This is a genomic window from Thermus sp., assembly GCF_056332225.1.
The window spans coordinates 4,309-16,005 of sequence record NZ_JBWGQW010000034.1 but is presented as its reverse complement, the minus strand read 5'-3'; the positions used below and the strand labels follow the sequence as shown (position 1 = coordinate 16,005).

General features: G+C 68.7%; 13 protein-coding genes. 7 read left to right on the top strand and 6 right to left on the bottom strand.

Annotated features, from left to right (window positions below; translation table 11 throughout):
* Nucleotides 1-778: chorismate-binding protein (locus AC01Y6_RS07290; protein WP_476670920.1), on the bottom strand; the 778-nt coding region annotated here is incomplete at its 3' end.
* 168 nt (nt 779-946) lie between these two features.
* Between AC01Y6_RS07290 and leuC the strand changes: the two genes are divergently transcribed.
* From leuC to ilvD, 7 genes are read left to right on the top strand one after another with little or no spacing between them, the layout of a single operon-like run.
* On the top strand, nt 947-2,359 hold the full coding sequence (gene leuC, locus AC01Y6_RS07285; RefSeq protein ID WP_347240702.1) for a 3-isopropylmalate dehydratase large subunit: 1,413 nt from the start codon (nt 947-949) through the stop codon (nt 2,357-2,359).
* Between the two features lie 3 nt (nt 2,360-2,362).
* Nucleotides 2,363-2,968 carry a 3-isopropylmalate dehydratase small subunit gene (gene leuD, locus AC01Y6_RS07280; protein WP_428722186.1) on the top strand — a complete coding sequence of 202 codons (606 nt, stop codon included), beginning with the start codon at nt 2,363-2,365 and terminating at the stop codon, nt 2,966-2,968.
* Nucleotides 2,965-4,002 carry a 3-isopropylmalate dehydrogenase gene (gene leuB, locus AC01Y6_RS07275; RefSeq protein ID WP_476670918.1) on the top strand — a complete coding sequence of 346 codons (1,038 nt, stop codon included), beginning with the start codon at nt 2,965-2,967 and terminating at the stop codon, nt 4,000-4,002. Before leuD ends, leuB begins: the two co-directional genes overlap by 4 nt.
* Nucleotides 4,003-4,011: 9 nt before the next feature.
* Nucleotides 4,012-4,545 (top strand): Uma2 family endonuclease, encoded by a 534-nt coding sequence (locus AC01Y6_RS07270; protein ID WP_476670917.1) that lies wholly within the window; start codon nt 4,012-4,014, stop codon nt 4,543-4,545.
* Nucleotides 4,542-5,078 carry a Uma2 family endonuclease gene (locus tag AC01Y6_RS07265; RefSeq protein ID WP_476670916.1) on the top strand — a complete coding sequence of 179 codons (537 nt, stop codon included), beginning with the start codon at nt 4,542-4,544 and terminating at the stop codon, nt 5,076-5,078. The genes AC01Y6_RS07270 and AC01Y6_RS07265 overlap by 4 nt, the downstream gene beginning before the upstream one ends.
* The gene (locus tag AC01Y6_RS07260; protein ID WP_476670915.1) at nt 5,075-5,809 is read left to right on the top strand and encodes an SDR family NAD(P)-dependent oxidoreductase; all 735 of its coding nucleotides are present in this window, start codon (nt 5,075-5,077) and stop codon (nt 5,807-5,809) included. The genes AC01Y6_RS07265 and AC01Y6_RS07260 overlap by 4 nt, the downstream gene beginning before the upstream one ends.
* Nucleotides 5,806-7,473, top strand: a complete 1,668-nt coding sequence (gene ilvD, locus AC01Y6_RS07255; RefSeq protein ID WP_476670914.1) for a dihydroxy-acid dehydratase — start codon at nt 5,806-5,808, stop codon at nt 7,471-7,473. The genes AC01Y6_RS07260 and ilvD overlap by 4 nt, the downstream gene beginning before the upstream one ends.
* Here the strand turns inward: ilvD and AC01Y6_RS07250 are convergent.
* The 5 genes from AC01Y6_RS07250 to AC01Y6_RS07230 are packed head-to-tail and all read right to left on the bottom strand — an operon-like array spanning nt 7,470 to nt 11,637.
* The gene (locus AC01Y6_RS07250; RefSeq protein WP_476670912.1) at nt 7,470-7,850 is read right to left on the bottom strand and encodes a c-type cytochrome; all 381 of its coding nucleotides are present in this window, start codon (nt 7,848-7,850) and stop codon (nt 7,470-7,472) included. The genes ilvD and AC01Y6_RS07250 overlap by 4 nt on opposite strands.
* 35 nt (nt 7,851-7,885) lie before the next feature.
* Nucleotides 7,886-8,941 (bottom strand): polyamine ABC transporter substrate-binding protein, encoded by a 1,056-nt coding sequence (locus AC01Y6_RS07245; RefSeq protein ID WP_476670911.1) that lies wholly within the window; start codon nt 8,939-8,941, stop codon nt 7,886-7,888.
* Complete coding sequence (locus tag AC01Y6_RS07240) at nt 8,938-9,717, bottom strand: ABC transporter permease (RefSeq protein ID WP_347240712.1); 780 nt, start codon at nt 9,715-9,717, stop codon at nt 8,938-8,940. Before AC01Y6_RS07240 ends, AC01Y6_RS07245 begins: the two co-directional genes overlap by 4 nt.
* The gene (locus AC01Y6_RS07235) at nt 9,714-10,574 is read right to left on the bottom strand and encodes an ABC transporter permease (RefSeq protein ID WP_476670910.1); all 861 of its coding nucleotides are present in this window, start codon (nt 10,572-10,574) and stop codon (nt 9,714-9,716) included. The genes AC01Y6_RS07240 and AC01Y6_RS07235 overlap by 4 nt, the downstream gene beginning before the upstream one ends.
* Nucleotides 10,567-11,637 (bottom strand): ABC transporter ATP-binding protein, encoded by a 1,071-nt coding sequence (locus AC01Y6_RS07230; RefSeq protein WP_347240714.1) that lies wholly within the window; start codon nt 11,635-11,637, stop codon nt 10,567-10,569. The genes AC01Y6_RS07235 and AC01Y6_RS07230 overlap by 8 nt, the downstream gene beginning before the upstream one ends.
* Nucleotides 11,638-11,697 lie beyond the last annotated feature (60 nt).

Genomic DNA, 11,697 nt, shown 5'->3' with positions numbered 1-11,697 from the left:
CCACCAGCATGGCGTGTTCGGCCCGCTCCTTGGGGGAGGAAAGGAGGTCCTCCTCCTGGGTTCTCCCCCTTGGCCTGGTGCCGGCGATGGGCCGGGCGAGGAGCCTCCTGCCCACTTTTTTGAAGAGCCTCTCCGGGCTTCCCGAGACCACGGCCCACCCCTCCCCCTCCAGAAGGCCCATGAAGGGGGAGGGGTTTAGGGCGCGAAGCCTTGCGTAAAGGGCCAGGGGGTCCACCGCCCCCAGGAGGCGGAAGCGGTGGGAGAGGTTCACCTGGTAGACCACCCCGGCCCGGATCCTTTCCTGCACCTCCTCCACGCCTTTAAGGAAGGCCTCCCGGGGGAAGTCGGAGACCAAGGGGTGTGCAGGCATGGGAGGAAGGGGATGGGGCCTGGGCCTCAAGGGCATGGAAGGCCTCTCCACGAGCCTCCCCGAGAGGAGGGCGAAGCCCTCGGGGTAGTAGTGGAAGGTCGCCTCGGGGAGACCGGGGAGGGGTTTGTGGGTGGGAAGGCCCAGGTGCCGGGCGAACTCGTAGGCGAAAAACCCGATCCAAGCGGGGAAAAACCCCCGGCCTAGCCCCTTTTCCAGGTAGGAGAAGACCTCCAGCGCCTCCCCCACCCGCCGCCCGTCCAGGTAAAGCCGCCCCTCGAGGACCTCGAGGCGGTGCCTGGGCCTGAGGCCAAGAAGGGAGAGGCGGGAAAAGGGCGTCCTCGGCCCCAGGGACTCCAGGAGGGCGGGTTTTAGCCCAAGAACCCGGGCCGCGTGGTAAAGGGCAAGCACGCTAGCAGTATAGGGGCCTTGACCCAAAGGGGCACTTCCCCTTAGGCTAAGGGCCAATGCGGCGGAGCGCCCTACTACGCCTAAGCCGGGCAGGCCCGGTTTAGGGAAAGGCTTTGCCGCCTACCCCCGGGCCCCAAACCCCGGGGGTTTTCCATAGGGAGGGAGAGCATGGGAAAAACGCTCTACGAGAAGGTCTGGGAAGCCCATGAGGTGAGGAAGCTCCGAAACGGCCAGAGCCAGCTCTTCATAGACCTCCACCTCCTCCACGAGGTCACGAGCCCCCAGGCCTTCGGGATGCTCAGAGACCTCGGGCTTCGGGTGCGCTTTCCCCACCGCACCTTCGCCACCGTGGACCACATCGTCCCCACCCACGACCGCACCGAGCCCTTCCAGGACCCCCTGGCCCAGAGCATGCTGGAGGCCCTAAGGCAAAACACCCGGGAGCACGGCATCACCTTCTTTGACCTGGGAAGCGGGGACCAGGGCATCGTCCACGTGATCGGGCCCCAGCTCGGCCTCACCCAGCCCGGCATGACCATCGCCTGCGGGGACTCCCACACCTCCACTCACGGGGCCTTCGGGGCCGTGGCCTTCGGCATCGGCACGAGCCAGGTGCGGGACGTCCTCGCCACCCAGACCCTCGCCGCCCAGAAGCTCAAGGTGCGGCGGATCAACGTGGAGGGGAAGCTCGCCCCAGGGGTCTACGCCAAGGACGTGATCCTTCACGTCATCCGCCACCTGGGGGTGAAGGGGGGCCTGGGCTACGCCTATGAATATGGGGGAAGCGCCGTGGAGGCCATGGACATGGAAAGCCGCATGACGCTTTGCAACATGTCCATTGAGGGCGGGGCCCGGGTGGGCTACGTGAACCCCGACGAGACCACCTTCCGCTACCTCGAGGGCCGCCCCTATAGCCCCAAGGGGCCCGAGTGGGAGGAGGCGAAGAAAAGGTGGCTCGCCTTCCGCTCCGACCCCGACGCCCCCTACGACGACGTGGTCACCTTCCGGGCCGAGGAGATCGCCCCCACCGTCACCTGGGGCATCACCCCGGGGCAGGCCATCCCCATTGACGGCAGGATCCCCCTCCTGGAGGAACTTCCCGAGGAGGAGCGCCCCGTGGCCGAGGAGGCCCTGGCCTACATGGGCTTTAGGCCGGGCCAGCCCATCAAGGGGGTGCCCGTCCAGGTGGCCTTCATCGGAAGCTGCACCAACGCGAGGCTTTCGGACCTACGGGAGGTGGCCCGCCACCTCAAGGGGCACAAGGTGAAGAAGGGGGTGCGGGCCCTGGTGGTGCCGGGCTCGGAGTGGGTGGCGAAAAAGGCCGAGGAGGAGGGGATCGCCGAGGTCTTCCGCGAGGCGGGGTTTGAGTGGCGGATGCCGGGCTGCTCCATGTGCCTCGCCATGAACCCGGACCGGCTGGAAGGGGACGAGCTCGCCGCCTCAAGCTCCAACCGGAACTACAAGGGGCGCATGGGAAGCCCCCGGGGCCGCACCGTGCTCATGAGCCCCCTCATGGTGGCGGCGGCGGCGGTGGCCGGGGAGATCGCCGACGCCCGGGAGGTCTTCGGGATCGGGAGGTAAGCCATGTTGGAGAAGTTCACCGTGATCCGGGGAAGGGCCGTGCCCCTTAGGGGCGAGGACATTGACACCGACCGCATCATCCCGGCCCGCTTCATGAAGGCCCTCACCTTCGAGGGGCTGGGCCAGTACCTCTTCTACGACGAGCGCTTTGACGAGAAGGGAAGCCCCAAGCCCCACCCCCTAAACGACCCCCGCTACCGGGGGGCCACGATCCTCCTCGTGGAGTCGGGCTTTGGCTCGGGCAGTAGCCGCGAGCACGCCCCCCAGGCCATCAAGCGGGCGGGTTTTAAGGCCATCATCGGGGAGAGCTTCGCCGAGATCTTCTTCGGGAACGCCACCGCCATCGGCCTCCCCTGCGTGAGCCTGGCCCCTGAGGACCTGGGGGTCCTCTTCCGGATGGTGGAGGAAAACCCCGCGCTGGAGGTGGAGATTGACCTGGTGAACAAAGAGGTGCGCTTCGGGGACCGGGTAGCCCCCCTTTTCATCCGGGAGGAGGCCCGGGAGGCCCTGGTGGAGGGGCTTTGGGACCCCATCGGGGAGCTTCTGGAGGCCGGAGAGCTTTTGGACCAGTTTGACCGGAAGCTCCCCTACCCCAGGAGGGCGGAATGAGGGTGGCGGTGCTTCCCGGGGACGGGATCGGCCCCGAGGTCACGGAGGCGGCCCTAAAAGTGCTCAAGGCCCTGGACGAGGCCGAGGGCCTGGGCCTCGCCTACGAGGTCTTCCCCTTCGGGGGGGAGGCCATTGACCGCTTCGGGGAGCCCTTCCCCGAGGCCACGAGGAAGGGCGTGGAAAGCGCGGAGGCGGTGCTTTTGGGAAGCGTGGGCGGGCCCAAGTGGGACGGGCTTCCCCGGAGGGTCCGCCCCGAAACCGGGCTTTTGGCCCTGAGGAAGAGCCAGGACCTCTTCGCCAACCTCCGCCCCGCCAAGGTCTTCCCCGGCCTGGAGAGGCTTTCCCCCCTGAAGGAGGAGATCGCCCGGGGGGTGGACGTCCTCATCGTCCGGGAGCTCACCGGGGGGATCTACTTCGGCGAGCCCCGGGGGATGTCGGAGGCCGAGGCCTGGAACACGGAGCGCTACAGCAAGCCCGAGGTGGAGCGGGTGGCCAAGGTGGCCTTTGAGGCGGCGAGGAAGCGGAGAAAGCGCGTGACGAGCGTGGACAAGGCGAACGTGCTGGAGGTGGGGGAGTTCTGGCGCAAGACCCTCGAGGAGGTGGGGCGGGGCTACCCCGAGGTGGCCCTGGAGCACCAGTACGTGGACGCCATGGCCATGCACCTGGTGAAAAACCCCGCCCGGTTTGACGTGGTGGTCACGGGGAACCTCTTCGGGGACATCCTCTCGGACCTCTTGAGCGTCCTCCCCGGCTCCCTGGGCCTCCTCCCCTCGGCCTCCTTGGGCCGGGGCACCCCGGTCTTTGAGCCCGTGCACGGCTCCGCCCCCGACATCGCCGGCAAGGGCCTCGCCAACCCCACGGCGGCCATCCTCTCCGCGGCCATGATGCTGGAGCACGCCTTCGGCCTGGTGGAGCTCGCCCGCAAGGTGGAAGAGGCCGTGGCCAAGGCCCTCCTGGAGGCCCCGCCCCCCGACCTCGGGGGGAGCGCGGGCGCGGAGGCCTTCACGGCCACGGTCCTCCGCCACCTCGCCTAAGATGGGGATATGATCCGGCACCGCTTCAGCGCCGAGGACTTCCACCGCATGGCCGAGGCGGGGATCCTGGGGGAGGACGACCGGGTGGAGCTCATCCGGGGGGAGGTGGTGGAGCTGAGTCCCATTGGAAAGCGCCATGCGTACGTCCTGAACGCCCTCGTGGACCTCTTGAGCCCCTTGAGGGATAGAGCCGTGCTCTCGGTGCAGAACCCCCTGGTGCTTTTCCCGGACACCGAGGTCTATCCCGACCTCGCCCTCCTCAAGCCCCCGAGGACCCGGTACCGCGACCGCCTGCCCGAGGCCAAGGACGCCCTCTTGGTGGTGGAGGTGGCCGAGACCAGCCTGGACCACGACCTCGAGGTGAAGCTCCCCCTCTACGCCCAAGCCGGGATACCGGAGGTCCTTGTGGTGGACCTGGTGCGGGATGGGGTGCACGTCTTCCGCCACCCCGAGGGGGAGGGGTACCGGGAGGCGGAGGCCCTCGAGGACGGGGAGCTTTCGGTCCTCGGGCTGAAGGTGCCGGTGAAGGAGGTCCTGCCGTGACCCGCCACAAGATCTCCCTGGAGGAGTTCCACCGCATGGTGGAGGCCGGGGTCTTCCCGGAGGACTCGAGGCTGGAGCTCGTGGAAGGAGACCTGGTAGAGATGAGCCCCATAGGCCCCAAACACGCCGCCATCGTGCGGCGGCTCACCGCCCGGTTCGCCCCCCTGGCCGCCCGCGGCGAGGTCCTGCTTTCCGTGCAAAACCCCCTGGTGGTCGGTTCGTCCGAGCTCTACCCCGATTTGGCCCTCCTCAGGCCAGAGCCCGAGGGCTACGCCTCCCGGCATCCCGAGGCCAAGGACGCCCTCCTGGTGGTGGAGGTGGCCGAGAGTTCCCTCCGCTACGACCTCCAGGTGAAGCTCCCCCTTTACGCCAAGGCGGGGGTGCCCGAGGTCTGGCTGGTGGACCTACTGGGGAGGAGGGTTCTCCTCCACCGGAGGCCCGAGGGGGAGGGCTACCGCGAGGAGGAAGACCTTGGCCCCGGGCTCACGCTCGCCTTCCTGGGGGTGGAGATCCCCACGGAGGCGCTCCTATGAGAAAGACCCTGATCCTCACCGGGGCGAGCCGGGGCATCGGGAAGGCCTTGGCCCTGGCGCTCGCCAAGGAAGGTTTTGACCTGGTGCTGAACGCCCGAAAGGAGGCCTCCTTGCGGGCGGTGGCCGAGGAGGTCCAGGCCCTGGGGGCGAGGGTGGCCTACGTGGCGGGAAGCGCGGGGAAAGGGGAGGTGGCCCAGGCCCTGGTGGAAAGGGCCGAGGCCCTGGGGAACTTCCAGGGCTTCATCCACAACGCCGGGGTCCTCCACCCGGGGCCCCTCCTCTTTGAGCTGGCGGAGGAGCTTTTCCTGGAGGTCCTCGAGGCCAACCTCCTCGCCGGCTACCAGCTCGCCCGCTTCGCCTACCCCGTCCTCCGGCGCAAAGGGGAGGGCCTCGCCGTCTTTTTGGGCTCGGGGGCGGCGGAGAGCAACCTTCCGGGCATCGGGGCCTACGCCGTGGCCAAGGCGGCGGAGGAGCACCTGGCCCGGCAGCTCGCCGCCGAGGCCCCGGAGGTCGCCTGCTTCGTCTACCGCCCCGGGGTGGTGGAGACGGAGATGCAGCGCCAGGCCCGGGAGGCCCAGGGAAGCGCCTCGGCCGTGCTCCACCGGGTCTTCAGGGGCTACAAGGAGGAAGGGCTCCTCCTCACGCCGGAGGAGGCCGCCAAGGCCCTGGTGCGGCTTCTCCCCAAGGCCAGGGCCTTCCACGGGAAGATCGCCACCTGGAGGGACGCATGAGGTCAGACCGCATCAAGAAAGGACTGCAACAGGCCCCCGCCCGCGCCATGCTCCGGGCGGTGGGCGTGGGGGACGAGGACTTCGCAAGGCCCTTCGTGGGGGTGGTGAACACCTTCACCGACGGCATGCCCTGCAACTTCCACCTGCGAAGCCTCGCCCTCCACCTCAAGGCCGGGCTCAAGGAGGCGGGGCTTTTCCCCTTTGAGTTCGGAGCCCCCGCCATCTCCGACGGGATCAGCATGGGCACCCCCGGCATGCGGGCAAGCCTCGTAAGCCGCGAGGTCATCGCCGACAGCGTGGAGCTCGTCGCCCAGGGCTACCTCTACGACGGCATGGCGGTCCTCTCCGCCTGCGACAAGACCATCCCCGGGGGGGCCATGGGGGTCATAAGGAGCGGCGTCCCCGGCATGGTCCTCTACGGGGGGACCATCGCCCCCGGGGAGTGGCGGGGCCGGAAGCTCACCATCGTGGAGGTCTTTGAGGCGGTGGGGCAAAGGGCCGCCGGGAAGATCGGCGAGGAAGAACTTTTGGAGATAGAGCGCCGGGCCATCCCCGGCCCCGGGGCCTGCGGCGGGCAATACACCGCCAACACCATGGCCATGGCCCTCGAGGTCCTGGGCCTCTCCCCCATGGGCTACAACGCCATCCCCGCCGTCCACCCCGAAAAGGAACGGGCCACCAAGGAGGCGGGGCGGATCCTCGCCTGGGCCATAGAGCAGGACTGGAAGCCCAGGGACTTCCTCACCCGGAGGAGCTTCCTCAACGCCATCGCCGCCGTGGCCGCCACGGGGGGAAGCACCAACGCCGTCCTCCACCTCCTCGCCCTGGCCAAGGAGGCGGGGGTGGAGCTTTCCCTCGAGGACTTTGACCGGGTATCCCGCAAGACCCCGGTGATCGCCGACCTCAGGCCCTGGGGCACCTACACCGCCTGGGAGCTCTATGAGGCCGGGGGGACGGCCCTGGTCTTCAAGCGCCTCCTGGAGGCGGGCCTTCTCTATGGGGAGGAGAAGACCCTCACGGGCCGCACCCTGGCGGAGGAGGTGGAAAGGGCCTACCGGGAAAAGGAGGGGCAGCAGGTGGTCTTCCCCGTGGAAAGGGCCCTCAAGCCCCACGGGGGGCTCGTGGTGCTCAAAGGGAACCTCGCCCCCAGGGGGGCCGTTCTCAAGCTCGCGGGGACGGAGCGCACCCACTTTGAAGGCCCGGCCCGGGTCTTTGACTCGGAGGAGGCGGCCATGGAGGAGGTGCTGAAGGGGGAGATCCGGCCCGGGGACGTGGTGGTCATCCGCTACGTGGGGCCGAAGGGCGCCCCCGGCATGCCCGAGATGCTCTCGGTTACCAGCGCCCTCGTGGGGGAGGGCCTGGGGCCGGAGGTGGCCCTCCTCACCGACGGCCGCTTCTCCGGGGGCACCCGGGGCCTCATGATCGGCCACATCGCCCCCGAGGCCTTCGTGGGCGGGCCCATCGCCCTCCTGCAGGAGGGCGACCGCATCCGGATTGACGTGGAAGGCCGCCGCCTCGAGGTCCTCCTCCCCGAGGAGGAGCTGGAAAGGCGGAAGGCCGGGTGGCGCCCCCGCCCCCCCACCTTCGCCCACGGCCTCTTCGCCCGCTACGCCGCCCTGGTGCGCCAGGCGGACGAGGGGGCGGTGTTGGAAGACCCCCTTTAGGGCCTTTGGATCCGGTCCGGGGCCAGGTTCTGGCCCCGCTCCTTCCTTACGTCCTCGGGCTTGAAGGGCTCCCCTTTGGCCTTGAGGAGGGCCATGAGGTGGTTGAGGAGGGCGGCCACCTCCTCGTCCTTGAGCTGGGCGAAGCCCGGCATGAGCCCCGCCTCCCCCTTCTTCCCGTAGAGGACCACGAGGACCAGGTAGCGCCTCCCCTCCGGGGTGGCGAAGAGGGGGAGGGCCCCCTGGAGGCCGGGGTAGGGCCTCACCCCCTGGGCCCTCTCCCCGTGGCACTGGGCGCAGGTCCTGGCCCAAAGGGCCTCCACCCCCTGGGCCGAGGCGGAAAGCCCGAGGAGGAAGAGGACGAGGAGGGCCCGCTTCATGCCCCCAGTATAGGGCCTGGGGGGCCGGGGCGCCTTTAGCGGGCCTTCACCTCGGTCCAGACCCGGTCGTAGAGGGCGATGGCCGGGCCCAGGTCCTTGAGGTACTCAAGCCTCGCCCGGACCTCCTCCGGCGGGAAAACGGTGGGGTCCTTGCGCATCTCCTCGGGAAGGAGGGGAATGGCCTTGGCCACGGGGGTGGCGTAGCGGGTGTACTCCGCCAAAAGGGCGGCGTTTTCCGGCTCCAGGAGGAAGTCCACGAAGCGGTAGGCCAGCTCCTGGGCCGGGCCCCGCTTGGGCACCACCATGGCGTCCGTCCAGAGCGTCCCCCCCTCCTTGGCCAGGGCGTAGCGGAGGCGCTCGTCCTCCGCCCTCGCCTGGAGGACGTCTCCCGAGTAGGCGAGGCTCAGGGCGGCGTCCCCCGCCAGGACGCGGTTTAAGGCCTCCACCCCTCCGGCAAAGCCCACCGAGCGCCCCTTGGCGGCGAGGAGGAGCTCCTTGGCCTTCTCCAGGGCCTGGGGGTCCGTGGCGTTCACCGAGTAGCCCAGGTACCGGAGGGCCGCCCCGATGGTCTCCCGCATCTCGTCCAGGAGGAGGAAGGGCCCCACCTGGGCCTTGGGGTCAAAGAAGACGGCGTAGGAGTCCACCGGCCCCTTTACCAGGTCCTCCCGGTAGGCGATCCCCGTGGTGCCCCAGAGGTAGGGGACGGAGTGCCGCAGGCCGGGGTCGTAGGGGGGGTCTAGGAAGAAGGGGTCCAGGTTGCCGAGGTTCTTCAGCCTCCCCCTGTCCAGGGGGGCGACGAGCCCCTCCCGGGCCATCTGGAGCACGTAGTAGTCGGGGGCCACCACCAGGGAGAACTCCCGGTCCGCCCCCGCCTTGAGCTTGGCCAGCATGGCCTCGGGGGACTCAAAGGTGTCCAGGACCACCTTGGCCCCCGTCTCCCGCTCAAACTTCCGCAGGAGCTCCTCGGGGATGTAGTCGGCCCAGTTGAGGAAGTAAAGGGTGCCCGCGCCCGAAGGCGCCTTGGGCCGAAAGAAGAGCCATCCCAGAAGCACCAGCGCCGCCGCCAGGAGCAAAACTCCAACCCGCCTCATACCCTCCTCCGGCTGAGAGCATACCCCAAGGCCAAGAAGAAGGCGCTAAGGCCCACGATGAGGGTGGAGAGGGCGTGGACCTTGGGGCTCACCCCGAGCTTCACGCTGGAGTAGATGTAGAGGGGCAGGGTGGTGGCCCCGGGGCCGGCGGTGAAGAAGGTGACCACGAAGTCGTCCAGGGAGAGGGTGAGGGCGAGGAGGGCCCCCGCCGCCACCCCCGGCCAGGCCAGGGGGAGGGTCACGTGGAGGAAGGTCTGGAAGCCCCTCGCCCCCAGGTCCCGGGCGGCCTCCTCGAGGCCCGGGTCCAAGAGAAGAAGCCTGGAGCGCACCACCAGGGTCACGAAGGCCACCTGGAAGGTGATGTGCCCGAGGATCACCGTGAGGAGGGAAAGCCGGGGGAAGCCCCAAAGCTCCCGGGAGAAGGCGAAGAGGAGGAGGAGGGAAACCCCCATGACCACGTCCGGCACCACCACGGGCACGTAGAGGAGGTAGCGGAGGAAGCCCTTTCCGGGAAAGCGGTAGCGCACCAGGCCCAGGGCAAGAAGGGTCCCGAGGACCGTGGAGACCAGGGTGGAGACCAGGGCCACCAGGAGGGTGTTCAGGAAGTACTCCAAGACCCTCGGGTCCTGGAAAAGCGCCCGGTACCAGTCCAGGGTGAATCCGGTGAAGCGCACTCCCCGGCGGCTCTCGTTGAAGGAGAGGGCCACGATGACCAGGATGGGCAGGTAGAGGAAGAGGTAGACCAAAAGGGCGTGGAGGGAGAGAAGCCGCCTCATACCAGCTCGTCAAGCCCCCTTTCCCCCTGGATCCGGGCGTAGAGGTAGAGGGCGAGGAGCACGAAGGCCATGAGGAAGACGCTCAAGGCGGCCCCGAAGGCCCAGTCCCGGGTGACGCCGAACTGCTGCTGGATGAGGTTGCCGATGAGGACCACCCGGCCCGCCCCCAGGAGGTCCGCCACCACGAAGGTCCCCATGGCGGGGATGAAGACGAGGGCGCTTCCCGCGAAAAGCCCGGGGTAGGTCTGGGGAAGCACGGCGTGGAGGAAGGCCCTAACGGGCCTTGCCCCGAGGTCGTAGGCCGCCTCCAAAAGCTGCCAGTCTATGCGCTCCACGCTGGCGTAGACCGGGAGCACGAAAAAGGGCAGGAAGGTGTAGACCGTGGCCAGGAGCACCGCCAAGAAGGAGGGGTAAAGGGCCAGGGGACCAAGCCCCAAGGCCTGGAGGAGGGCGTTCACCAGCCCCTCCCTCTGGAGGAGGACCAGCCAGGCGTAGACCCGGATGAGGAAGTTGGTGAAGAAGGGGAGGAGGAGGAGAAGGAGAAGGAGGTCCCGCCTGGGGTGGCGGGCGAGGTAAAAGGCCAGGGGGTAGCCCAGAAGGGCGGAAAAGAGGGTGGCCAGGATCCCCACGAGAAGGCTCTCCGCGAAGGCCTCGAGGTAGGCGGGTTCCAGAAGCCTCAGGTAGTTCCTAAGGGTGAGGGGCCCCTGGAGCTCCCCGTAGGGCCCCCGGCTCAGGAAGGAGGCGAGGAGGACCAGAAGGGTGGGCAGGAGGACGAAGAGGAGAAGCCAAAGCCCCCCAGGGCCCACGGTGACCAGGACCCGGAAAAGCCGCTGTAGGGGCGTCGCCGCCTCATTCATGGAGCACCACCAGGTTTTCCGGGGGAAGGTAGCAGAGGACCTCCTCGCCGTAGGCGAACTCCTCGGCCCCCGCCTCCTGGAGGTCCTGGTTCAGGGTGTAGGCGAGAAGCCTCACCTCCCCAGCCCTCAGGTAGTACTGGTTCTCCGCCCCCGTGTAGACGATCTCCTCCACTACCGCCCGCACCAGGTTCTCCCGGGCAAGAAGGCCGTTCCCCGCGGGGTAGAGGCGGATCTTCTCCGGGCGGATCCCCAGAAGGGCCTCTCCCCTCAAGGGGCTTTTAAGGCGCAAGGGCCCCAAAGGGGTCTCCGCCCCCAGGGGGTGGGGCCTAGCGGGAAGGAAGTTGGAGCGGCCCAGAAACTCGGCCACGAAGCGGTTTTGGGGGCGCTCATACACCTCGTCGGGAAGGCCCACCTGCACGATGCGCCCCGAGCGCATCACCGCGATGCGGTCCGACATGACCAAGGCCTCCTCCTGGTCGTGGGTGACGAAGATGAAGGTGGTGCCGAGCCTCCTCTGGAGCTGCATGAGCTCTACCCGAAGCTCCTGGCGGAGCCTGGCGTCCAGGGCGGAGAGGGGCTCGTCCAGGAGGAGGACCTGGGGCTCCAAAACCAGGGCCCGGGCCAGGGCCACCCGCTGCTTCTGCCCCCCGGAAAGCTCCCTGGGGTAGCGCTTCTCCAGGCCCAGGAGGTCCACGAGCTCCAGGGCCCAGGCCACCTTCTTCCGGATGGCCTCCGGGGGAAGGCCCTTCATCCTGAGCCCGAAGGCCACGTTGGCCTCCACGGTCATGTGGGGGAAGAGGGCGTAGTTTTGGAAGACCGTGTTCACCGGGCGCTCGTAGGGGGGAACCCGGGCCATGTCCTTGCCGCCGATCTCTATCCGGCCCGCGTCCGGGGTCTCAAACCCGGCGAGGAGCCTAAGGAGGGTGGTCTTGCCGCACCCCGAGGGCCCGAGAAGGCTGAAGAACTCGCCCCTATGGACCTCGAGGTCCACCCCGTCCAAGGCCGCCACCCCCCCGTAGGCCTTCCGCACCCCCTGAAGGCGCACCAAGACGTCCCTGGCCACGGGGCCCAGTTTAGCAACCCTCCGAGCCCACGCAAGACCCTAGCGCCCGCGCCTTGGTCT